Genomic DNA, 22,206 nt, shown 5'->3' with positions numbered 1-22,206 from the left:
GTTTCGCCGCCGGCGCCCGAGCCGACATCGTGGCTGCCGCGACCGACACCGGCGACGCGGCCGCTGCGGCCGACGGCAAATCGACGCCCGTCCGGGCCGCCGTCGTGCCGATGCAGACGGTGCGCATCAAGGGCAGCGCCGCCAGCTACGACGCGCGCCGCGATGATACCGCTAGCAAGATCGTCGTCGGCAGCGAGGAGATCCAGAAATACGGCGACACCTCGGTCAACGACGTGCTCAAGCGGCTGCCCGGCATCACCGTCGGCGGCGCGGCGGGACGCCCGGGCGGCGAGATCCGTATGCGCGGCCTCGGCGCCGGCTACACCCAGATCCTGATCAACGGCGAGCGCGCGCCGGCCGGTTTTTCCATCGACAACCTGGCGCCCGACGTGATCGAGCGCATCGAGGTGCTGCGCGCCGCAAGCGCCGAGTTCAGCACCCAGTCCATCGCCGGCACCATCAACATCGTGTTGAAAAAAAACGTCAAGGTGGATCAGCACGTGCTGAAGGTCAGCGGCGCCAAGGGCAGCAAGTTCAGCTCGCCGAGCGCCAGCATCCAGATGTCGGACAAGCGCGACAACATGTCCTACTCGTTGGGCGCCAACGCCTGGCGCTATATGTACAACCGCATGACGCCGTCGACCGAGAGCGGCTTCGACGCCATGGGCGTGCCGAACGTGGACCGTACCGCCACCTGGCAGGACCAGGGCCGCTCGGACGGCTTCAACCTGTCGCCGCGCATCAACTGGACCTTGGCCGGCGGCGATACGCTGACCTCGCAGACCTTCTTCAACCTGAACAAGTTCGAAAGCAACAGCCACGGCCGCACCACGGTGAACCTGGCCGGCGACGAGGGGCCGAATTACGACCGCATCGACAACACCTTCAACAGCCACAACGGCTACGGCCGTACCGATCTGAACTGGGTGCACAAGATGGCCGAGGGCGCCAAGCTGGATATGAAGGTTGGCGTCTCCAAGAACCGCAACACCGGCAAGTCGCTGCAGTTGGGCGGCAACCGCGACGGCTCGCCCAATTTGTACCGCACCGTGGAGTCGCACAGCGGCGAAACTGGTTTCAGTACGCAGGGCAAGTACTCGACGCCGATGACTTTCGGCATGCAGGCCGAGGGATCCGAGGAAGCTCCGATCGAACACGCGCTGGCGCTGGGCTGGGACGCCGGCGTCATCGATCGCGACGATACCCGCATCCAGCGCGAGCTGCCGATCGCGGGCAGTCTGCCGCCCGACAACAACGACGAGGATTTTTCGGCCAGGGCGACCCGGCTGGCCTTCTATGGGCAGGATGAGTGGAACGTCACGCCGCAATGGTCGATCTACACGGGCGTGCGCTGGGAAGGACTGCAAACGGAGATCGAGGGCGCCAATCTCGAGCGCGTCAGCCAGCGCTCCAGCGTGCTTAGTCCGCTGTTCCAGACGCTGATCAAGCTGCCCAACAAAAAGGACCAGGTGCGCGTGGCGCTGACCCGCACCTACAAGGCGCCGTCGACGGCCAACCTGGTGCCGCGCCGCTTCACGTCGGCCAACAACAGCCGGCTGGACCCGGACCGCCGCGGCAATCCGCGTCTGAAGCCGGAGGTGGCGCTGGGCATCGACGCTTCGTTCGAGCACTATTGGGGCGACGGCGGCATGCTGAGCGCGAGCGCGTCGATCCGCCGCATCGAGGATTATATGCGCCAGGGCCTGGTGCAGGAGGGCGACCGCTGGGTCTCGACCATGATCAACGACGGCCGCGCCGAAACGCGCGGCATCGAGCTGGAGGTCAAGTTCCCGCTGCGCGTGGTCATGGACAACGCGCCGGCCCTCGATCTGCGCGCCAGTATCAGCCGCAACTGGTCGGAGGTGGACAGCGTGCCCGGTCCGGACAACCGCCTGGACCAGCAGGTGCCGCTGAGCGCCACGCTCGGCGTGGACTACAAGAGCCCGGACGGCATGCTCAGCACCGGCAGCAGCCTGAGCTTCCGCAACGGCGGCATGGCGCGTTTGAGCGAGACGCAGAGCGCCTACAACTCGGTGCGGCGCGACCTCGACGTCTACGCCCTGGTGAAGCTGGACCCACAAAACAGCTTGCGCTTTGCCGTGTCCAATTTGCTGGCGCAGGACTATACGACGGAAACCATTTATGCGGACGCGCGCGGCACGCTCAACCGCGCGTCGGTGGCCGACGGCGAGACCCAGTTCCGGGTGACGGTGGAACGGCGCTTCTGATCCGGGCGCGGGGAGCGGTGGTATGATTCCTCGCTGAACTTCAGGCGCGGAACACCGATGAAAATCCCCAAGAGCACGCTGGAACAATGGCAGGTGCTGCAAGCGATCGTGGAATGCGGCGGCTACGCGCAGGCGGCCGAGGCCCTGCACCGCAGCCAGTCGTCGGTCAGCTACATGGTGGCCAAGCTGCAGGAGCAACTGGGCGTCGAACTGCTGGAAATCGACGGCCGCCGCGCCCGCCTCACGCCCAACGGCAAGGCGCTGCTGAACAAGGCGCGCGAGCTGCTCGGCGGCGCCTTCCAGCTCGAACAACTGGCCGGCAGCCTGGCCGAGGGCTGGGAGCCGCAGGTAAGCATCGCCGTCGACAGCCTGTTCCCGGTCCAACTGCTGGTGCAGGTGCTGCGCGAGTTCGAGCCGTGGGCCCGGCACACGCGCGTCAATCTGGAAGAGACCGTCCTGTCCGGCTCCGAAGACGCGTTGGTGGAAAAGCGCGTCGACATCGCCATCGCCAGCCGCATTCCGGTCGGCTTCCTGGGCGACGCGCTGATGGATATCGATTTTGTCGCCGTCGCCCATCCCTGCCATCCGCTGCACGCGCTTGGCCGCGAGCTGGAAATGGACGACCTGACCCGCAACCTGCAGATCGTCGTGCGCGATTCGGGCACCTTGAATCCGCGCGATCACGGCTGGCTCAACACGGATCAGCGCTGGAGCGTGACCAATCCGCAAACCCGCATGGAAATGATCTGCAACGGTATCGGCTTCGGCTGGCTGGCCGAGCACAAAATCCAGGCGCAGCTGGAACAAGGCCAGCTCAAACCGCTGCCGCTGCGGGTGGGGCAACGCCGCAAAATGTCGTTGTCGCTGATCGTCGCCAATCCCGAGGTGGCCGGTCCGGCCACCTGCCGGCTCGCCAATTTGATACGCAAGGTGGTGGCCGAAGGCATCGAGCCACGGCCCCTGTGTGCTTGATCGCCGTATGAGCAATTAATCGGGCGGACAAGCGCTCGGCAGACATTCCCTTCCCGGTTTATTCCCCCGCATTTACGCCTGATTAGCATGGTCCGGACCCGGGCAATGGTAATGTCGGGAGCGTGCCGTCACTATTCTTTATTACTGGACTTTCGATCCGATTATCCGCAGGGGAGCGCGAAATTCGTGGCGTTTCGATTGCGGCGTTGTGGAAAATATTCGTTTTTATCGCTATATTGGTATTTCTCACGCATATGTCTGGAGAATCAAGGCAAAGTTATGGTAAATTGCGCTTTATAAAATTCTCACACATTCTCACATGTGGTTTTTTAGAAACTAACCAGCCGATAAGAGGAAATAAGATGACGACTTACCAAGAATACAAAGCGAAGATCGCCGAACTCGAAAACCTGGCGGAAACCGCGCGCAAAAACGAAATCTCCAAGGCGAAAGAGCAAGTCACCGCCATCATGCGCGAGTATGGCCTGACCGTGGCGGATCTGGGCGCTGTGACCAAGGTCAAGCCGGTCAAAACCCGCGCGCCGGTGCCGACCAAATACCGCGACGACGCCACCGGCCAGACTTGGACCGGCCGCGGCCGCGCGCCAAAATGGCTCGAAGGCAAAGACAAGAATCAGTATCTGATTAAGTAATTCATTGAGGGCCGGTGTTTTCAGGTTTATCTTCGATAAACCCGGCACCGGCTTTTCTTTTGGTGGCACCGTTCCACCGGGGCGGTGTCGAACCGCCATATAGTCGCCTCTGTCCGAGTGCGCTTATTCTCGTTCCCCAGCTTGCTGTTTCCCCGATTGACATGGCGGCGCCAGCCGCGACCCGCATAAGCAATGCCGGTACGCGGGCGCTCGAATAATCCGCCGTCGTAACCGGCCATGACAGCGGCCGCCACCTGCCGCCGGTGCCGCAAACGCGGGCCACCGCGTATGCGGCTACCGCGCGCGTTGCTTTTGTGATGAAAGGAGCGGCGGTTTCCCTCAGTCTTACACGCGTCCCGCAAGTCATGTCAGCCGACCCCAGCTGTTTCATGAGATGATAATGGCATGTCGTCAATTCCCTTATTCCCGCTGAATACAATCCTGTTTCCGGATGGACATTTGCCTTTGCAAGTGTTTGAAGTGCGCTATCTCGATATGATCAAGCGTTGTATCGCCCGTGGTGAAGAGTTCGGCGTGGTCTCGCTGCTGGAGGGGACGGAAATCCGGATTCCGGACAAGCAGGAGACGTTGTCCGACGCCGGCACGATGGCGCGCATCGTCGACTGGACCGCGCCGTTGCCGGGACTGTTGCAGATCTCGTGCATCGGCACTACGCGTTTCCAGGTCAAGTCGGCCGAACAGCTCAAGCACGGGTTGTGGATGGCGGAAGTCGACGCCGTCGCCGAGGACATGGTGGTGCCGGTGCCCACCGAGCAGCAAGACGTCGCCAACGCGCTGGGTGCGCTGATCCGCTCGCTGCAGAAGAAGCAGATCTCCACCGCCAAGATGCCGTTGGCGCCGCCGTACCGGCTCGATGAAGCCGGCTGGGTGGCCAACCGCTGGTGCGAGCTGTTGCGGCTCGACCTGGAAGAGAAGCAGCGCTTGCTGCTGCAGGAGAATCCGGTGCTGCGGCTGGAGCTGATCCAGGATGTGCTGAGCGAGAATGGTTTGCTGGATTGAATTCGGGATGGTCCCTGGCGGAGCCGGGCTTGGCGGATTACGCTGCGCTAATCCGCCCTACGTGGAGCAACACGTGGCATGCGGCAGGGTGGGCAGGCGCGTACACCACGGGACGCCGCGTCACCACGGAAACACGTAGGGCGGATTAGGCGGCACGCCGTAATCCGCCACGAGCCGCCACCGGCTTCACCGCCTAACCGGCATGCGTCCCGCTGGCGTCGTCCAACGCGTGGATGCGCACCGACCACATGACCCCAACGGCCAGCAGCACCATCGCCGCGACCTCCAGCCCGCGCGGCAGCTGCTGCTTGTAGATAAACCCGTACAGCAGCGCGAACAGCGTCTCGAACAGGATCAATTGCCCGGATAACGTCAGCGGCACCTTGCGGCTGGCGACATTCCACAGATGGTTGCCGATCACCGACGCCCCCAGCGCGAGCAGGCCGTTGACGATCCAGAACAGCGTCCAGTCCCGCCCGCTGGCCACCGCGCCGGCGCCGGTGACGTCGGCATGGAACACGGCCAGCATCGGCAGCGCGATCACCAGCGCGATCAAACCGCTCGACACGCCATACAACGCCGACCACTCGCCGCTGCTGAAATGCGGATTGCGCTTCAGGTAGCGCGCGTTGTCGACCGAATACCAGGTCCAGCACAGCAGCGCGCCGACCGCGCACAACACGCCGAGCAGCTTGTCCGCCAGCGGCGCGCCGTTGCCCGGGTCGTGGGTGAACACGTCGACGTTGATGCAGGCGATGCCCGCCGCCACCAGCAGCAGGGGCAGCACCAGCTGCTTGAGCGGCACCGAGCCGTGATCCTTTTGCCCCATCAGCGTGACCGATATCGGCAACACGCCGATGATCAGCGACGTCGCCGACACGCCGGCCAGCTGCACGCCCAGCGCGAGCAGCATGTAGTAGACGATGTTACCTGCCAGCGCGTGCTTGATCATCGCGACGACGTCGCCGTGATCGAGGCGGCGCAGCAGCGCGGGCAGGCGGGGCAGCATCAGGCCGGCGGCGATGGCCCCGTAGGCGATATAGCGCCCGCAGGCCATCTCCAGCGCCGTGAAGGACGTCAGGAAGGCCGGCACGATGAACACCATGCCCCACATCGCCCCGGCCAGCAAACCGCATAAGACGCCTTGCCACATCGGTTGATTTCCTCAATAGAGAGTGCACAGCCACCAGACGGTGGCCACGTTGACGGCGACGCTGCACCAGAAGGCGATCTGGAACGAGGTCTTGGCGGTTTTATGGCGCAGCCAGCGCTGCGCCAGCAGGCCGCCCGGCCAGCCGCAGGCCAGTCCCAGTAGCAGCAAGGTGCGTTCCGATATGCGCCGCCGATGTTCGACGGCGGCCGATTTGTCGGCCGCGTAGACGATGAAACACACCACGCTGGCGACGCCGTACACGGACGCCAGCCAAAGCAGCAGCAATGGCAGCATCGGTGGCGCGAGCGCCGCGCCGTCGGCCGTCACCGGGATCAGAAGTAGCGCAGGCCGAGGGCGGCCTTGACTTCATCGGTGGTCTGCGCGGCCACTTCGCGCGCGCGCATCGTCCCTTCCTTCAGCATCTGCATGATGTAGCCGTGGTCCTTGGCCAGTTCCTCGCGGCGCGCGCGAATCGGCGCCAGCATCTCCTGCAGCACCACTTCCAGGCGCTTCTTGACGATGGAGTCACCCAGGCCGCCACGCACGTAGTGCGCCTTCATTTCCGCCAGCTGGTCCTTTTCGGGATCGAAGGCGTCCAGGTAGATGAAGGCGACGTTACCCTCCAAGTGGCCCGGATCTTCGACGCGCAGGTGCAGCGGATCGGTGTAGACCTTTTTGACGGCGGCGGTGATCTCGGCCGCGGTGGCGCCCAGGTTGATCGTGTTGCCCAGCGATTTGCTCATCTTGGCCTTGCCGTCGGTGCCCGGCAGGCGGCCGATTTCCGGCACCAGCGCCTTGCACTCGACCAGGATGTCCTTGTTGGCGATGCGGTTGAAGCGGCGCACGATCTCGTTGGTTTGCTCGATCATCGGGATCTGGTCTTCGCCGACCGGCACGATCGAGGCCTTGAACGCCGAGATGTCGGCCGCCTGCGAGGCCGGATAGGTGAGGAAGCCGGCCGGGATGTCGCGCTCGAAGCCGCGCAGCGCGATCTCGGTCTTGACGGTCGGGTTGCGCTCCAGGCGCGCCACGGTGACCATGTTCAGGTAATAGAAAGTCAGTTCGGCCAGTTCCGGGATCTGCGACTGGATCAGGATCGTCGACTTGGCCGGGTCGATGCCGACGGCCAGGTAGTCGAGCGCCACTTCCACCACGTTGCGGTGCACCTTGTTGGTGTCGTCCATGTTGTCGGTCAGCGCCTGGGCGTCGGCCAGCATGATGAACTGCTTGTAGTCGTGCTGGTAGGCGACGCGGTTGCGCAGGCTGCCGACGAAGTGGCCCAGGTGCAGGGGGCCGGTCGGACGGTCGCCGGTCAGGATCACGGTCGGACCCTTGGCGGCGGTGGCGGCAGGGGCCGAGGCGATAACTTGGGACTGGTCAGGCAGACTCATCAGGGGTTCCTTTACGTTGCCCCATCCGGCGCGACGAATAAAAAACGCCACCAGAAGAGGGCGGCGTTGATAAAAATATCACATCACTATGGGTAGACAGTGGCCGCGCGCTAGGAGCGGCGCCAATTCAGGCTGGCGTGAGGTGTGGTGGAAAAAATCATGCGCGTATGGTTGCAGTTCGGCGGCGGTCTGTCAAGGTCCGGCGGGGAACCAAACAGGGGCGGCGCCGGTCTAAACTAAAAAGGAGAAGAACATGGCGAACAACTTCAATTCGACTGAGTTTATTGGCACGTTGATCGAGGGCGGCTTTTCCGATAAACAAGCGACTACGTTGACGTTGGCGCTGGTTCAGTTGATGGACAGCCATCTCGTCACCAAGAGCTATCTGGACATGAAGCTCACCGAGTTGCGCGCGGAATTTCGCACCGAGCTGGCTCAGCTTAAGTCAGAGCTCATACAATGGATGTTCACCATCCTCATAGTACAAACTGGCGCAACGGCATTGATGTTCAAATTCCTGCACTGAAGGCTGTTTCATTGCGGAATCCTCAATCCATAAGGTAGTATTGCCCATCTTACAAGGCAATCCCTTTTTGGAGTCTCCATGCGTCGTCCCGTCGTTGCCGTATTGTCCGCGTTGTTGTCCACCCTGATCGTTCCCGCCGCCGTGGCGCAAACGGCGCCGATGGCCCCCGATATCCCCGCCAAGTTCGAAGCCGACATCCCCGACGCCGACTACGTCAAGCGCGACGTCATGGTGCCGATGCGCGACGGCGTCAAACTCCACACCGTCATCGTCATCCCGAAAGGCGCGCAGCACGCCCCCATCGTCCTGACCCGCACCCCGTACAACGCCAGCGGCCGCGCCCAGCGCAACATCAGCCCCAGCATCGCGGCCACGGTCGGCCAGGGCGACGAGGTGATGGTGAACGCAGGCTACATCCGCGTGTTCCAGGACGTGCGCGGCAAGTACGGCTCCGAGGGCGACTACGTCATGACGCGCCCCCTCAAGGGCCCGCTTAACGACACCCGCACCGACCACGCGACCGACGCCTGGGACACCATCGAATGGCTGGTCAAGAACATCCCAGAGACCAACGGCAAGGTCGGTATGATCGGTTCCTCGTACGAAGGCTTCACCGTCCTGATGGCGCTGACCGATCCGCACCCCGCGCTGAAGGTGGCGGTGCCGATGAGCCCCATGGTCGACGGCTGGCGCGGCGACGACTGGTTCCACAACGGCGCCTTCCGCATGCCCAACCTGAGCTACATCGCCAACCAGACCAGCGCCAAGGGCAGCGGCAAGGCCCTGGCCACCGGCGTCTATGACGACTACGAAGGCGTGCTGCGCGCCGGTTCGGCGGCCGACTACGCGAAGCAGTTCGGCCTCGACAAGCTGAACTTCACGCGCAAGCTGTTCGAGCACCCGGCCTACGACAGCTACTGGCAGCACCAGGCGCTGGACAAGATACTCGCCCAGCGCACGCTCAAGGTGCCGACGATGACGGTGGTCGGCTACTGGGACCAGGAGGACATCTACGGCGCCTACGCCACCTACGCGGCGGTCGAACCGCAGGACAAGGCCAACAACAAGAACTTCCTGGTGGTCGGGCCGTGGCGCCACAGCGGCGTCAATTACGAGGGCTCGACCCTGGGCGCGCTCAAATTCACCGGCGACACCGCGCTGGAATTCCGCCGCGACGTCATGCTGCCGTTCCTGGATCAATACCTGAAGGACGGCGCGCCGGCGGCCGACACGCCGCCTGTGCTGTTCTACCAGACCGGCGTCAATCGCTGGCAGCGCCTGCCGAAATGGCCGCTGGCCTGCGCCGAAGGCTGCGCGGCGCCGCTCAAGCCGATCTATCTGAAGCCGGATTTCAAGCTGGGCTTCGAGGCGCCGCAGGGGGCCGCCGTCGACAAGGCCGGCGCTTATGACGAATATGTCTCCGACCCGGCCAAGCCGGTGCCGTTTGTCGCGCGTCCGGTGCGTATGGGTGATGCGAACGTGTGGCGTCCATGGCTGGTCAGCGACCAGCGCGGCGTTTCCGACCGCACCGATGTCCTCAGCTATGTCACCGAACCGCTCAAGGCGCCGCTGCGGATCGCCGGCGCGGCCATGGTCAACCTGTTCGCCTCGACCACCGGCACCGACGCCGACTGGGTGGTCAAGCTGATCGACGTCTACCCGGACGAGGTGCCGTCGCAGCCGGAGCTGGGCGGCTACCAGCTGGGCATCGCGATGGACATCTTCCGTGGCCGCTATCGCAACAGCCTGGAAAACCCGTCGCCGATCACCGCCAACGCCGTCGAGAAGTACCGCTTCGCGCTACCGAACGCGAACCACGTGTTCCTGCCGGGCCACCGGGTGATGGTGCAGATCCAATCGAGCTGGTTCCCGCTGTACGACCGCAATCCGCAAACCTATGTACCCAACATCTTCCACGCCAAGGCGGGTGACTACAAGAAGGCGACCCTGAAGGTGTTCCACGCCGGCGCGAAGGCCAGCGCGATCGAATTGCCGGTGGTGGAGGCGAAGTAAGCGCGGGCCGTGGCTCCCGCCACGGCGCTAGCGCGGACGCACGTTGCCGTTCAATAGGTCCGCGCTGAAGTAGCGCAGGTAGGTATCCATCACCTGGCTCGACTTGGCCATCTTTTCCAGCGCCTCGTGCAGCGTGCGCTGGTCGTCCTTGTTCAACGCGTGCGAGACGTAGGCGCCACTGTATTTCCATGGCAGCTCCGGGATGGCCTCCACCCGCAACCGGTCCGCCATGCCTTGCACGCGCGGTTCGCCGCGAATGGCGCCGGCGATCAGCGTCGGCCCCAGGATGGTCAGGTCGACCGCGCCCGCGTGCAGCAGGCGCGCCACGGCCGTCACATCGACCTCGCTGAACAAGCGGCCCTGCTTGCCCAGTTCATTAACCAGCGAGGTGTACTCCCCGCCGTAGTCGAAGCCGCGCACCACCGCCACCCGCAACTCGCGCCGCGCCAGCAGCTCGCGGGCGCTGGCGATGGGCGCGCGGTCGCCGGCGATGGAAATGAGCATGGGACGGTTATTCACCATCGGCACGAAGGTGCCAAGCTTGTCGCGTTCCGGCGTGCGCGTCGCCGGCAGCAGGATGTCCGCCTGGCCGACCCGGTACAGCGCCACCAGGCGCGCGCGCGGCACCACGGTAAAGACGAATTTGCAGCCGGTCTTGCGCGACATGTCGCGCAGCAGATCGGGGAAGATGCCTTTGATTTCCTGTCCCTCGACGACCACGCCCGAGCCGCTGGCCGAGACGGGAACGGCGATATCGCGCGAGCAGCCGGCGGCCGCGTGCGGCGGCAACAGCGCCGGGAACAATGCCGCCAACGCGGCCGTGAGCAGGCGCCTGGTCATGATCGGGTCTCCATGTGATGGCTGATGAAATAGCGCCGCGCCACGACGATGGCCGCCGCCTGCATCGCCGCGCAGGCGAAGAAGGTGGTGCCGATGCGCCAGTCGCCGGGCTGCAGGTGGCTGACTTTGCCGAGGATGGCGGCGCCGATCAGCGGCATGAAGATGATGCCGATGCTGCTGATCGATTGCAGGGAACCCATCAACTCGCCCTGTTCGTCATGCGGGGTCTGTTTGGAGATGATGGCCTGCAGCGCCGGGCCGACTGCGAACGCCAGCACGTTACACAGGATGAGCACATACATCATCCAGCCGTGGGTGGCGAGGCCGTACAGCAGGTAGGTCAGGCAGCCCGAGGTCAGCCCCAGCAACGACAGGCGGATTTCGCCCAGGCGTTTGATCAACACGCCCAGCAGGCCGGCCTGCACCACGGCGGCCGTGACGCCGACGCAGAACAGCGCCGCGCCGTTCTGGCCCGGGGTCCAGTCGAAGCGGAAGGTGGTGTACAACACCCAGGTCGTTTGCAGCATCATCTGCGCGCAGGTGACCAGCGCGAAGGTGACGATCAGGCCGCGGATGTCCTGGCGGCGCGCCAGCTTGACCAGCGCGGCGAAAGGATTGATCCTGGCGATGCTGAACGGCGCGCGGCGCGACGGCGGCAGCGATTCGGGCACGGCGAAGTAGCCGTAGGCGAAATTGGCCGCCGACAGTGCGGCGGCGACGTAGAACGGTAGGTGCAGGTCGACGCTGCCCAGCAGGCCGCCCAGCATCGGCCCGCAGATGAAACCCAGGCCGAACGCGGCGCCGACCTTGCCGAAGCTCTTGGCGCGGTTGTCCGGCGTCGAGATGTCCGAGGCGTAGGCCGACGCCACCGACATGCTGGCCGACGACATGCCGCCGATGACCCGGCCTATGAACAGGCAGGCCAGGTTGGGCGCCCACGCCGTGGTCAGGAAGTTGATGCACATGCCGGCCATCGAATACAGCAGCACCGGGCGGCGGCCGACCCGGTCGCTGAAGGCGCCCAGCATCGGCATGAAGATGAACTGCATCAGTCCAAAGGTGGCGCTGAGGATGCCGAACCAGTAGGACTGGTCGTCGCGCGAGCCGGTGAATTCGCCGACCAGCAGCGGCAGCACCGGCACGATCAGCCCTATCCCCAGCATGTCGATGAACACGCATATCAGGACGAAGTTCAGATTGCCCGGCGCCGGCGGAGTTCCGGTGGCAGGCGCGGTGGCAGGCGCGGCGTCGGGCGCGGCGGAGTCAGGGGATGTCATAAGCGTGGGGCGACGCGAAGTCGGAGCGCAAGGTCATGAAGTAAGGTCGTGAGGCCGGGTCACGATGCGTGGGCATGACGCGAGGTCAGGGCGCCGCCGGACTGGCGGCCCATTCGGCGATGAAGTTGTCGCGGAAGGCCGTCAATTCGTTCAGGCGCGTTTGCGCCAGGCGGCGGCCGGCTGCGGTCTGCATCTTGCCGGGGAGGGTGGCCAGCTTGGTGTCGATGTGGTCGAGCGCATAGGCCTTTTCATCGAGCTCGCGGTGCAGCGCCATCGGATCGTCGGCGTGCGCCAGCGCGGTGCCCATGCGGCCGGCCGTGTAGAACAGCCGCGCCAGGCCGACGGCGCCGAGGGCGTCGAGGCGGTCGGCGTCCTGCACGATCTTGGCCTCGATGGTTTCGGGGCGGATGCCGGCCGAAAAACTGTGGCTCTCGATGGTGTGGGCGACGGCGGCCAGCTTATTGGGCGGGAAGTCGAGTTCCGCCAACTGGCGGCTCGCCAGCAGCGCCGCCTTGCGCGAGGCCAGGTGGCGCTCCGGATCGTTCTTGGGAAGGTTGACCAGATCGTGAAGGTAGCAGCCGGCCAGCACGATCAGCGGATCGGCCTCGGGATAGTCGTCCAGCAGCAGGTTGGCGTTGCGCCAGACGCGGTGCAGGTGGTTGGTATCGTGCGCTCCATCAGACCCCTGGGCGGCGCTGGCCAAAGCGACCAGGCGGGGGTGCCAGCTGTTCAGCAAGCTATTCATCGTTCTCCCATGACGTATCAGACGATTGATTTTTTAATCATACAGCCTGCCGCCATGGTTGTGCTGCCGAACTGGGTCCAGGACAAAAATTGTTTGCTTACCAAGTTGTCACAACACTTGCAAGAAATCTAATTTTTGGAATGCAACCGCTTTATCTGTTGCTTTGCCGCATTTTCTTGCTGCTATAAATCTTGACTTGAGGTAACATTGGGGCAATAAATTTAGCAATGAAGGAACTCAAATGTCCAGCAACGTCAGCGAATTGCGCGCCAACATCCCCGCCAGCGAGTACCTGGCCTTTACTCTTGGTCAAGAAGAGTACGGCATCGATATACAAAAAGTCAGCGAAATCCGCAGCTACGAAACGCCAACGCGCATCGCCAATGCGCCGGAATTCGTCAAGGGCGTCGTCAACCTGCGCGGCATCATCGTGCCGATCGTCGACATGCGCATCAAGTTCAATCTCGGCGCGCCGACCTACGACCAGTTCACCGTCGTCATCATCCTTAACATCGGCCACCGCGTAGTGGGCATGGTGGTGGACCGCGTCTCCGACGTGACCACGCTGCTGCCCGAGCAAATCAAGCCGGCGCCGGAAATCGGCTCGGCGCTCAACACCGACCATATCGTCGGCCTGGGCACGCTCGACGAGCGCATGCTGATCCTGGTCGATATCGACAAGCTGATGTCGAGCGCGGACATGGGCCTGATCGAAAACACCGCGCTGGCCGCGTAAGCGACAGCCCTTCATGCCGGCATGCCCCGATGCTGACTTAATTTGCACTATTGTTTTTGATCGAGAGGTACAAGAATGAATATGTTGGAAAACATCAGCATCGGCAAACGCCTGGCGTTCGGCTTCACCGTCATCCTGGCGTTCGCGATGCTGATCACCGGCATCAGCGTCTGGCGCCTGCAGGGCGTGGCCTCGGCCACCGCCGACATGATGCAGGTGCCGCTGGCCAAGGAGCGCCTGATCGGCGATTGGTCCAGCAACATTGATAGCGCTATCCGCCGCACCACCGCGATCGCGCGCAGCACCGACACCACGCTCGGCCCGTACTTCGCGGACGAAGCCAAGGCCTCGTCGGCCAAATCGGGCGAGTACCAGAAGAAGATCGAGGCGCTGATCACCGACGCCGACGAGAAGGAGCTGTTCGCGCGCATCGGCGAGCAGCGCAAGATCTATTTGTCCTCGCGCGACAAGCTGACCAAGTTGAAGGCCGCCGGCGAGCTCGAGGAGTCCAACAAGGTCTTCGAGACCGTGTTCCGTCCGTGCACCGTCGCCTATCAGGCGCTGGTAGGCGACCTGCTGAAAATGCAGCGCGCGAAGATCGACGCCACCGCCGCCCATATCGACGCCGTCGCCGCCAGCAGCCGCAATCTGCTGTACGTGCTGGCCGCGCTGGTGCTGACGTTCGGCGTGGTGTGCGCGTGGCTGCTGACCACCGGTATCACCCGTCCGCTGCGTGAAGCGGTGGTGGTGGCGCGCCGCGTCGCCAGCGGCGACCTGACCGGCCATATCGACGCCAGCGCCAAGGACGAAACCGGCCAGTTGCTGGCCGCGCTGAAGGAAATGAACGCCAGCCTGCTGGGCATCGTCACCGAGGTACGCAGCGGCACCGACCATATCACCACCTCGTCGAGCGAAATCGCCGCCGGCAACCAGGATCTGTCGCGCCGCACCGAGCAGCAGGCCGGCGCGCTGGAGGAAACCGCGTCGTCGATGGAAGAGCTGACGTCGACCGTCAAGCACAACGCCGACAACGCCCGCCAGGCCAACCAGTTGGCCGCGTCGGCCGCGCAGGTGGCCGTCAAGGGCGGCGCCGTGGTGGCCGAGGTGGTCGGCACTATGGATTCGATCAACGAGTCGTCCAAGCGCATCGTCGACATCATCTCCGTCATCGACGGCATCGCCTTCCAGACCAATATCCTGGCGCTGAACGCGGCGGTGGAAGCGGCGCGCGCGGGCGAGCAGGGACGCGGCTTCGCCGTGGTGGCGTCGGAAGTTCGCAACCTGGCGCAGCGCTCCGCGTCGGCCGCCAAGGAAATCAAGGCGCTGATCGGCGACTCGGTCGACAAGGTCAACCAGGGCAGCCGCCTGGTGGCCAACGCCGGCGTGACGATGGAGGAAATCGTCAGCAGCGTGCACCGCGTCAGCGACATCATCTCCGAGATCACCGCCGCCAGCTCCGAGCAAAGCGCCGGCATCAACGAGGTCAATCAAGCCATCGGCTCGATGGACGCGGTCACGCAGCAGAATGCCGCGCTGGTCGAGCAGGCCGCCGCCGCCGCCGAATCGATGCAGCAGCAAGCGGCGATGCTGGCGCGCACAGTCAGCGTATTCAAGGTCAACGACTCGACAAAGCCGTACCAGCAAAACAAGGCCACGGTCCCCGCGCGTCGTCTAAACCACGTAGGGCGGATTAGCGCAGCGTAATCCGCCAACGCATGCGCCGTCGCCGGCGCATCACAGAGCCGCGTCAACGGCCATCTGCGACAACCGGTCCGCGTCACCATTGCGATGACGCGGCACCCACCGCAAACTCACCATCCCCAACGGCTCCAGCAAATCCATCACGCGCACGCGAAGCGCCTCCAACCCCTTCGCACCACGTCCGGCCGCAACGGCCTGCGCGCTCAGATTGACGTCGTCGACCACCACCCGGCTGTCGCCATACACCACCAAATCCTTCGCGCCCAATCGCACCGCCGCCTCCAGCAGCGCGGTCAACGCCAGATACTCGGCTTCGCCACTATTGCCATGACCCGCGCGCCGGCTGATCTCCAACCGCTCCCCCGCAGGCCCGCAAAGCAGCGCGCCGATACCGATCTGTCCCGGATTGGGATGCGCCGAGCCGTCGAACCACCCTCGCCAGGCATCGGCCGCCGGCTGCATGCGCGCCTTGCGCAGCGCCTCCCGCCGCGCCTTCTCATGCGTTCTGGCGGCGCGCAGCGATTCGTCGCGCAAACGCGCCTGCGCGCGGTCATCCAGCAAACGGGGCAGCCCGGCCAAACCCGCGACCCCGGTCAACACCTGACGCAGCGCGTCGGCCTCCGTCAACCGCATCCGCGCCGCCAAACGACGAGCGGCCACGCGCTCGCCCTTGTAGGCGGCCGTGGCCAGCTCTTCAAACCCGGTCTCGTTCATCGGCACTTCGGTCAGTCGCGGCGCGGATTGTCGGGACGGTGATCGTAGCGGTTCGGTACCCCGTCGCCATCGCGGTCGCGGTCATACCGGTTCGGCACGCCGTCGCGATCGCGGTCGCCACGGCCGCTGTTGCGGTAATCGTTGCGATGGTCGCCCCGATAGTCACGGCCGTCGTGGCGGTCGTAGCGGTTGGGGATGCCGTCATGATCGCGGTCGCCGTTCGGACCGCGTTCCCAGCGGCCGTCCTGACGCTCCCAGCGGCCGCCGTGTTCGATCCAGCGCGGCTGGGTGTAGACGTAGCCGGGGCGGGCGCCGACCCAATTGCCACCTACCCAAATATGGCGGTTGCCGCGCCAGTCCCAGTAACCGGGCGCCCAGATATACCCGGCGCGCGGCGGCGGCACGACTTCATAGCGCGGCGGTGGCGGGGCGACGGTCACATAGTCGACCTGCATCGGACGCGGGTCCACGGTGACCCAGCCGCCTTGATCGAGGCGCCAGCCGCCGTTGTCGCGTATCCATTCGGCGCGGCGGTATTGGGCGCCACGGCGCTCGGCTTCCCAGCGGCCGGCGGCCCACACGTGGCGGTGACCGTCCCAGTTCCAGTAACCGGGCGCCCACACATAACCGCGCCGTGCGACCGGCACGCTCTCGAAGCGCGGTGGCGGCGGGGCGTCCCCGATGACGATGCTCAGGCCGACCTGCGCGGACGCGGTGGCGGGAGCGAAGGCGGCGGCGCTCAGCGCGAGCATGGCGGCGGCGAAGATGGTGTGCGAGCGTTTGATCATGATGTTCTCCTTGACTGCGTCGATTGCGGCGCATGGACGAACTATATCAAGCGCGTATCGCGGTTGCGCCGAATGATGCAACTTTTTACATATGACACAAACATGCGCGGGTGATTTGTACGCTGGCGTACGGATGGGGCGTGCGCGGGGAGGGCGTTGCGGAGGGTGTGGAGGTGGCCGGCTTCGCCTGTTACGCGTGGGTGGGAAGGTGCGTACAGGCGAAGGGGTGGCGCGCGTTCAAATCTTGGTCGACGTGGAGACGTCGGTGGCCAGCGTGGTTTTGTTCTCGTCGATGAGCATCTGTTTTTTCTGCTCTTGGGTCAGGCGTTTGGCGCTGACGACGACCACTTGCATTTCCTGTGCCGCGACTTGGTCTTGTGCTGGAACTTGCAGCGCGAAGTCGGCGGCGAAGACCAGGCCAAGGGTGACGATGAATGCGGCTTCGAAGTTTTTCAGGACGTTCATTTTGCTTCCTTTCGGTGGTTGATTCGGTGGTTAAAAGTGTGTTTCGATGTGCTCACTTTAGGCCAGGCCCCGTCAAGGCGCCACGGGATTGCGACGAGCCGCGTTTTTCGCGGCGCGAACTGCGAATAGGCGCGATAAACCCGTTGAGGCCGCCAGCTTTCTCCGGCCCTCCGCTAAGGCTGGGAGACACCGTCCACCAGCGCGAGGGGCATATGCCGCCATTCATCAGCACTTTTCTGCAAGCTTGGGCCGAGCGCCGCCGCGCGCGCCGCCGGCGGGCCAACCTGCGCGCCGGTGAACGCGGCGATTCGGCCAAACCGGGCCGCCCGGCGCTGAAACTGATCCGTCTCGATGCTGATACCGCTCCCATTCGTCCCGGGGCCGGGTCGCGCCGCGCCGTCTGGATCATGGTCGCCGCCGTCTGCGCCGCCGCCGGTGGTGGCGCGGTGATCGCCGGCCACGCGCGCCATCTGGCGGCCACCACCGCCAGCACGCCGGAGGCGGCCAACAACATACGCGCCGCCAACGCCTATCAATCCGCCATGCCCGGCGTAGCGTTCACTGTGCCGTCGCAACCTGGCATCAGCACCAGTCTCTATCCCGGCGGTGTCTTGCTGGTGGCTGCGGGCATGCAAGCCTCGCCGACGGTGCGGGTGGACTTGTGCAGCCAGTTGCGCAGCCCGGCGGGGAACGATGGGCGCCTGCTGCCGCTGCGGATCGGCTACCGCTTCGACGACGTCAAGCGCTGGGTCGCCCGCAATCAGGCGGCCGATGTGCAGATTTCGCTGCGCAATGTACTGCTGGTTTCCGACAGCGGAGCGGGAGCGGACGCGATGCCGGAAGTGCAAATCGAAGGCACGGCGCGCGCCGACTTCACCGATCCCCTCAGCGAACCGCTGCAACTGAAATGGAACAGCCGCCGGGCCGACGTGCGCTGGCTGGGCGACGCTAGTCTGGGCCAGGTCGAGCAGGGCGCCAGCGGCCGGGTCGCGTTGCGCCAGCAAGGATGGCTGTTATGGGGCGCGGCATCGGCCCTGCGCATCGAACGGCGGGCCAACGTCATGTGCCCGCGGGCGGGCGAGCTGCTGGTGCGGATATACCGGCCGGCGGACGATGCTTCCACCGCGCCGGCTTCCGCGCTGGTCACCGCGTTCCCGGCGCGTGGCAAGGCGGTCGGCGCGTATCTGGCGGCGGGGCGGTATCAGGTTCCCGCGTCGCCCCCCGGCGCGTTGGAAGACCAGGCGCTGTTTCTCGCATTGCAAGAGCATGGGCTGGTGCGCCTGAACGCCGCCGGCGCCATCGAACTGGCTCCGCGCGATCTGCCGCAATGGCTGGCCGCCGACGCCCCTACGCGCGCGGCGGAGCTGGCGGACTGGAAGCAAGTCAAAGCCGATACGGCCACCACCAAATTGTTCAAGCGCCTGTACCATCAGGCCGATGGCGCCTACGTGCGTGAGCAGATCGACATCTACAACAGCGAGCGCCGGCTGCTGGCGTGGCGGGTCAAGGCGCCCGCCGGCATGGTGCTGGACTGGAACGCCAGCGTGGCCGGGCCGCCGAACGCCGGCGGCGCGCCGGTGATGGTGGCCACCACCGGCCAGATGCCGGTCGCCGCCTCGCGCTTGTTCGCGTCGTTGCCGCAGGGCTGGCAGCCTTGGACGCGTGTGGCCCGCTGGCCGCGGGCGGGCGAGACGCCCGGGGCGCGTCCGGTGCTGCGTTTGACGCTGGCGCTGCCGCGTTCCGCCACCGGCGGCGAAGTGCTGCGGATGATGGTGGCGGGCCGCGTCGAAAGCGGTGGCGTCTCGGGCGCCAGTGTCCAAATGTCGGCCGCCTGCACCGGCCGCGCGTGCGCCGGCAAGGCCGATGTGCAGGAACTGACGCTGTCGCTGCAAGCCGGCACCCGCGAGGTGTCGCTCAAGCTGCGGCCGCTCGACTTCAGCGCGCCGGAAGACCAGAAGTATCGCCACCTGCGCGTTGCCGGCGGCCGCGTGAGTTGGCAGGCGCTCGCGCTGACGGATGCCGGCGCCAACCCCGCCCGCGCTGCCGCTCCCGCGCCGGCGCCGGTGCGGCTGGAAGACCGCAACGGCACGCCGCTGTGGACCGACGGCGCCCCGACGCAGGCGGCCATCGATGCCGGCCTGGCGCCGTTGCTGGGCGTCGGCCCCGAGCACGCCAATAGCGTCGCCGGCATGCTTGCGCGGCTGCCGTCGGCGGGCGCGCAGGTCGACGCCAGGCTCACGCTCGACCTGCCGTTGCAGGCGCTGGGCCAGCGCATCCTCGACTGCGTCGGCATGCGGCAGGGGCGCTGGGATGGCAAGGGTTGCGTCGGCGGCCAGGCCGCGCCGGAGGCCCGTCATGCGGGGCTTGTGATCCTCGATACCGAAACCGGTGACGTGCTGGCCGCCGCCGGCGCCGGCGCGGGGGAGCTTAACAGCGGTAACTGGGCCGAGGTGCGCGACTTCGACCGCACCAGCCCCGCACGCAGCCCCCTGCGCCTGCCGGCGTTGCAGCACGACGGCGGCGCCCATCAAAGTCCGGGGTCCACCTTCAAGGTTGTCAGCGCGCTGGGCCTCGAAATGGCCGCCAAAACCGATCCGCAGATCGATGCGCTGTTGGGCGGCATGCCGCTGCCGGCCATCAACCGCCTTGCATCGCAGCGCGGCTTCGACTTCCAGACCGACGCCGCGACCTATCCGCTTAATCCCAAGCTGGCGCACATCACCAACTATCGCGAGCAAAGCCTGGACCGGCGTGCGCAGGAGGGGCGCCTGGGACTGGCGCAGGCGCTTACCTACAGCCTCAATACCTGGTTCGCCTGGTCCGGCGAATTGAGCGACCATAGCCTGTTCGGCCGGCCCGACGGCGGCGCGCCGGACCTGCAGGCGCTGGACGCGGACGCCCTCGATGGCGTGCGGCCGATCGTGGCGGCGGCGCACCGTCTCGGCTTCGAGCAATCCATGCGCCTCGACGGCGGGCTGCTGCCGGCGGACTTCAACTGGCGCAGCTGGGACGCGCTGCAGGCCACGCCGGCCCACATCGACACCATCCACACCCGCCACGAGCTGCGGCAGATGGCGATCGGCCTGCGCATGCAGGTCACGCCGCTGCAAATGGCGCTGGCGTCGGCGGCGGTCGGGCAGGGCAAGGTGGTGGCGCCGCGCATGCTGCTGTCGCTCGATGGCGCTGACAGCGTGGCCCAGGCCATGAAGCCGGTCGGCGTCCGCCTGGACCGCATCCGGGCCGGCATGAAGGGCGTGGTCGATGTCGGCACCGGCGCCGGTGCCTTCGGCGGCGCCGCGCTGGCCGGCGTGCGTCCCGGCTTGTACGGAAAAACCGGCACCGCGCCCACCGGCGACGACACGGCCACCGTCTGGTTCACCGGCTGGCTGGAACCGGGCAGCCTGCCCGGGCAAACCCACCGGCTGGCGATGGCGGCTTTCGTCAGCCATTCCGACGTCACCGGCGGTGCGCACGCGGCGCCGGTGGTCGCGGCGGTGCTGTCCACGCTGGCGGGGCAGCAGCGGGAACAGAAGGGGAAATAGGCTTGTAAACGGGATAATGAAAGCGGTCCGTCTGTGGCATTATTTATAAGCGTGAGCCATAGCGCCCATTTTTTGTTTTTCCATCATTTACAGGACCTTATGCGGTTGCCAGGAACCCGGTACCAGGAGCACGGCTGGGAACAAGTGCGCAAGCTGTTGGGACACTGCTCGTTGCAGGCTTTCCGGCGGATTGAGATGCAGCGGATGCTCGAACCAAGTGCGCACGCGGAGCTGCTCGATAGCTATACCGACGCGGTGGCGGCGGCCCTGCACGCGGGTGCCCGGTCGGCGCGCGGCGAGGCGGAGGGCAACAGCTATGGCGAAAGCGTCTACGAGCTGTCGCTGGGTTTGTTGTATGAACTGCAGGCGCATCCCGGCTTCTGGCAAGCCTTCGTGGCCGCGGTGGCCGCCGAACACGCGCGCAGCGGCGCTTTCTGGCTGGACGCGGCGGCCGACGGCATGATGCGCAAAAAGGTCAACGACATGTACGCAGGGCTGCGCGACAAGGTCGATGCCGACAACTACATCGTCATGACGGGGCGCGACTGCTCGCCCAATAAAATCTACACGTACCGGATGCTGGACACGGCCTATCGCGAGATCGCCGCCTTGTTCACCGCCTGGAAGGAGCATGACGCCCTGGTTGGGGCAATATTGGGCCGCACGCTGGAAGGCAGTCCTATCGAAGTGCGGCAGATGAAGTCGATAGGCGCTTGCAAGGCGGAGTGGATCATCCGCTGGAGCGAATCGCTGGAGCGCTTCGGCGGGGCTCCCGGGCCGCTGCACACCCGCTCCAAGCGTTTCGCCAGCCTGAAAAACAGTCCTGACAAAATCGCGGCGATGCTGGCCGAAATCGGCGATTATGAGGAGCTGTCGTCGAACATGGACCGTGCGGACGACTGGCAGGGCGAAGCCGGCGAGGCCGCGTCATGGCTGGAAGACTACTGGCGCGTGACCGGCGAATCCGAGCGGCGGGAGGCGCAAGGCGGCGTGTCAGAAGACGATCGCATACTGGCCGTTCCCGCGCCGGACGGATTCGAGGCGCAGGAGCAGGGCGGGGACGCCTGTCTGGAGGACGGCGGCGACGGCCAGCCGATCCCGGAGCCGGCCGTTCTGGCGGTGGAGCGGGAGGTGGCCGGGGCGCTTTCCCTGCCCCCCCGCTACATGGAATTGGCGCGGGCCGCGCAGCAAACCGGCAGCTGGATGCTGCGCGTTCTGCAAGACGAGTCGCTGCCGATACGCCTGGCCGTGTACCACAAGCTGCTGGGCGCCGCCGACGATACCTATCCGGATGCCTGGCTGGACCCGGCCACCGGCGAGCTACCGACATTGCAGCAGTTGGCGGCGCTGGACCGGATTTCGATGCCGACCCTGCGCAAGCGCCGCAACGAAGCGATCGACAAGCTGCATGCCGCCAGTGCGGCAAAATGAAGGAGAACGAA

19 protein-coding genes are annotated in these 22,206 nt (G+C 65.4%); 10 read left to right on the top strand and 9 right to left on the bottom strand.

The annotated features are described in order from the left end of the window. The first annotated feature begins 29 nt into the window (after nt 1–29). The 4 genes from AC07P1_RS21830 to AC07P1_RS21815 all read left to right on the top strand — a co-directional run bounded on the left by AC07P1_RS21830 (nt 30) and on the right by AC07P1_RS21815 (nt 4,873). Nucleotides 30–2,228 (top strand): TonB-dependent receptor plug domain-containing protein, encoded by a 2,199-nt coding sequence (locus AC07P1_RS21830; RefSeq protein WP_494697806.1) that lies wholly within the window; start codon nt 30–32, stop codon nt 2,226–2,228. A gap of 57 nt (nt 2,229–2,285) precedes the next feature. After that, entirely contained in the window at nt 2,286–3,200 is a 915-nt protein-coding gene (locus AC07P1_RS21825; RefSeq protein WP_494697805.1) for a LysR family transcriptional regulator, read from the top strand. A gap of 362 nt (nt 3,201–3,562) precedes the next feature. Then, nucleotides 3,563–3,853: an H-NS histone family protein gene (locus AC07P1_RS21820; RefSeq protein ID WP_315212655.1), complete on the top strand. Its 291-nt coding sequence runs from the start codon at nt 3,563–3,565 to the stop codon at nt 3,851–3,853. A gap of 405 nt (nt 3,854–4,258) precedes the next feature. Further along, nucleotides 4,259–4,873: an LON peptidase substrate-binding domain-containing protein gene (locus AC07P1_RS21815; RefSeq protein WP_494697804.1), complete on the top strand. Its 615-nt coding sequence runs from the start codon at nt 4,259–4,261 to the stop codon at nt 4,871–4,873. A gap of 193 nt (nt 4,874–5,066) precedes the next feature. Here the strand turns inward: AC07P1_RS21815 and AC07P1_RS21810 are convergent, their stop codons facing one another. The 3 genes from AC07P1_RS21810 to trpS are packed head-to-tail and all read right to left on the bottom strand — an operon-like array spanning nt 5,067 to nt 7,417. Then, complete coding sequence (locus AC07P1_RS21810; protein WP_494697803.1) at nt 5,067–6,026, bottom strand: DMT family transporter; 960 nt, start codon at nt 6,024–6,026, stop codon at nt 5,067–5,069. A 12-nt stretch (nt 6,027–6,038) separates the two neighbouring features. Continuing rightward, on the bottom strand, nt 6,039–6,353 hold the full coding sequence (locus AC07P1_RS21805) for a DUF1294 domain-containing protein (RefSeq protein ID WP_494697802.1): 315 nt from the start codon (nt 6,351–6,353) through the stop codon (nt 6,039–6,041). Between the two features lie 5 nt (nt 6,354–6,358). Continuing rightward, nucleotides 6,359–7,417, bottom strand: coding sequence for a tryptophan--tRNA ligase (gene trpS, locus AC07P1_RS21800; protein WP_494697801.1), 1,059 nt, complete (start codon nt 7,415–7,417; stop codon nt 6,359–6,361). A gap of 253 nt (nt 7,418–7,670) precedes the next feature. Here trpS and AC07P1_RS21795 point away from each other — a divergent pair, with 253 nt between their 5' ends. Both AC07P1_RS21795 and AC07P1_RS21790 read left to right on the top strand, forming a co-directional pair. Then, complete coding sequence (locus AC07P1_RS21795; protein ID WP_494697800.1) at nt 7,671–7,943, top strand: hypothetical protein; 273 nt, start codon at nt 7,671–7,673, stop codon at nt 7,941–7,943. 78 nt (nt 7,944–8,021) lie between these two features. Next, on the top strand, nt 8,022–9,956 hold the full coding sequence (locus tag AC07P1_RS21790) for a CocE/NonD family hydrolase (RefSeq protein WP_494697799.1): 1,935 nt from the start codon (nt 8,022–8,024) through the stop codon (nt 9,954–9,956). Between the two features lie 27 nt (nt 9,957–9,983). Here AC07P1_RS21790 and AC07P1_RS21785 read toward each other — a convergent pair whose 3' ends face one another. The 3 genes from AC07P1_RS21785 to AC07P1_RS21775 form a co-directional block, all read right to left on the bottom strand. After that, nucleotides 9,984–10,796, bottom strand: a complete 813-nt coding sequence (locus AC07P1_RS21785; protein WP_494697798.1) for a substrate-binding periplasmic protein — start codon at nt 10,794–10,796, stop codon at nt 9,984–9,986. Next, nucleotides 10,793–12,073 (bottom strand): TCR/Tet family MFS transporter, encoded by a 1,281-nt coding sequence (locus AC07P1_RS21780; RefSeq protein WP_494697797.1) that lies wholly within the window; start codon nt 12,071–12,073, stop codon nt 10,793–10,795. The genes AC07P1_RS21785 and AC07P1_RS21780 overlap by 4 nt, the downstream gene beginning before the upstream one ends. Nucleotides 12,074–12,158: 85 nt before the next feature. Further along, nucleotides 12,159–12,818 (bottom strand): HD domain-containing protein, encoded by a 660-nt coding sequence (locus AC07P1_RS21775; protein ID WP_363505993.1) that lies wholly within the window; start codon nt 12,816–12,818, stop codon nt 12,159–12,161. A gap of 241 nt (nt 12,819–13,059) precedes the next feature. Between AC07P1_RS21775 and AC07P1_RS21770 the strand changes: the two genes are divergently transcribed. Next, entirely contained in the window at nt 13,060–13,554 is a 495-nt protein-coding gene (locus AC07P1_RS21770) for a chemotaxis protein CheW (protein WP_494697796.1), read from the top strand. 75 nt (nt 13,555–13,629) lie between these two features. Continuing rightward, nucleotides 13,630–15,258, top strand: a complete 1,629-nt coding sequence (locus AC07P1_RS21765; protein ID WP_494697795.1) for a methyl-accepting chemotaxis protein — start codon at nt 13,630–13,632, stop codon at nt 15,256–15,258. 30 nt (nt 15,259–15,288) lie between these two features. Here AC07P1_RS21765 and AC07P1_RS21760 read toward each other — a convergent pair whose 3' ends face one another. The 3 genes from AC07P1_RS21760 to AC07P1_RS21750 form a co-directional block, all read right to left on the bottom strand. Next, on the bottom strand, nt 15,289–15,969 hold the full coding sequence (locus AC07P1_RS21760; RefSeq protein ID WP_494697794.1) for a ribonuclease HI family protein: 681 nt from the start codon (nt 15,967–15,969) through the stop codon (nt 15,289–15,291). 11 nt (nt 15,970–15,980) lie between these two features. Further along, nucleotides 15,981–16,757, bottom strand: coding sequence for a YXWGXW repeat-containing protein (locus AC07P1_RS21755; protein WP_494697793.1), 777 nt, complete (start codon nt 16,755–16,757; stop codon nt 15,981–15,983). Between the two features lie 237 nt (nt 16,758–16,994). Next, on the bottom strand, nt 16,995–17,222 hold the full coding sequence (locus AC07P1_RS21750; protein ID WP_494697792.1) for a hypothetical protein: 228 nt from the start codon (nt 17,220–17,222) through the stop codon (nt 16,995–16,997). 212 nt (nt 17,223–17,434) lie between these two features. Here AC07P1_RS21750 and AC07P1_RS21745 point away from each other — a divergent pair, with 212 nt between their 5' ends. Beyond that, nucleotides 17,435–20,764: a penicillin-binding transpeptidase domain-containing protein gene (locus tag AC07P1_RS21745; protein ID WP_494697791.1), complete on the top strand. Its 3,330-nt coding sequence runs from the start codon at nt 17,435–17,437 to the stop codon at nt 20,762–20,764. A 99-nt stretch (nt 20,765–20,863) separates the two neighbouring features. Beyond that, nucleotides 20,864–22,195 (top strand): hypothetical protein, encoded by a 1,332-nt coding sequence (locus AC07P1_RS21740; RefSeq protein WP_494697790.1) that lies wholly within the window; start codon nt 20,864–20,866, stop codon nt 22,193–22,195. Nucleotides 22,196–22,206: the final 11 nt, after the last annotated feature.

It is taken from the genome of Duganella sp. GW821-FHT07F09 (assembly GCF_059418705.1).
This window is presented reverse-complemented; position numbering and strand designations above follow the sequence as displayed.

Excerpts from the sequence above, each read along its gene's own strand:
- AC07P1_RS21825 (WP_494697805.1), top strand. The coding sequence starts at position 2,286 with ATGAAAATCCCCAAGAGCACGCTGGAACAATGGCAGGTGCTGCAAGCG.
- AC07P1_RS21820 (WP_315212655.1), top strand. The coding sequence starts at position 3,563 with ATGACGACTTACCAAGAATACAAAGCGAAGATCGCCGAACTCGAAAAC.
- AC07P1_RS21815 (WP_494697804.1), top strand. The coding sequence starts at position 4,259 with ATGTCGTCAATTCCCTTATTCCCGCTGAATACAATCCTGTTTCCGGAT.
- AC07P1_RS21810 (WP_494697803.1), bottom strand. The coding sequence starts at position 6,026 with ATGTGGCAAGGCGTCTTATGCGGTTTGCTGGCCGGGGCGATGTGGGGC.
- trpS (WP_494697801.1), bottom strand. The coding sequence starts at position 7,417 with ATGAGTCTGCCTGACCAGTCCCAAGTTATCGCCTCGGCCCCTGCCGCC.
- AC07P1_RS21795 (WP_494697800.1), top strand. The coding sequence starts at position 7,671 with ATGGCGAACAACTTCAATTCGACTGAGTTTATTGGCACGTTGATCGAG.
- AC07P1_RS21790 (WP_494697799.1), top strand. The coding sequence starts at position 8,022 with ATGCGTCGTCCCGTCGTTGCCGTATTGTCCGCGTTGTTGTCCACCCTG.
- AC07P1_RS21785 (WP_494697798.1), bottom strand. The coding sequence starts at position 10,796 with ATGACCAGGCGCCTGCTCACGGCCGCGTTGGCGGCATTGTTCCCGGCG.
- AC07P1_RS21780 (WP_494697797.1), bottom strand. The coding sequence starts at position 12,073 with ATGACATCCCCTGACTCCGCCGCGCCCGACGCCGCGCCTGCCACCGCG.
- AC07P1_RS21775 (WP_363505993.1), bottom strand. The coding sequence starts at position 12,818 with ATGAATAGCTTGCTGAACAGCTGGCACCCCCGCCTGGTCGCTTTGGCC.
- AC07P1_RS21770 (WP_494697796.1), top strand. The coding sequence starts at position 13,060 with ATGTCCAGCAACGTCAGCGAATTGCGCGCCAACATCCCCGCCAGCGAG.
- AC07P1_RS21765 (WP_494697795.1), top strand. The coding sequence starts at position 13,630 with ATGAATATGTTGGAAAACATCAGCATCGGCAAACGCCTGGCGTTCGGC.
- AC07P1_RS21760 (WP_494697794.1), bottom strand. The coding sequence starts at position 15,969 with ATGAACGAGACCGGGTTTGAAGAGCTGGCCACGGCCGCCTACAAGGGC.
- AC07P1_RS21755 (WP_494697793.1), bottom strand. The coding sequence starts at position 16,757 with ATGATCAAACGCTCGCACACCATCTTCGCCGCCGCCATGCTCGCGCTG.
- AC07P1_RS21750 (WP_494697792.1), bottom strand. The coding sequence starts at position 17,222 with ATGAACGTCCTGAAAAACTTCGAAGCCGCATTCATCGTCACCCTTGGC.
- AC07P1_RS21745 (WP_494697791.1), top strand. The coding sequence starts at position 17,435 with ATGCCGCCATTCATCAGCACTTTTCTGCAAGCTTGGGCCGAGCGCCGC.
- AC07P1_RS21740 (WP_494697790.1), top strand. The coding sequence starts at position 20,864 with ATGCGGTTGCCAGGAACCCGGTACCAGGAGCACGGCTGGGAACAAGTG.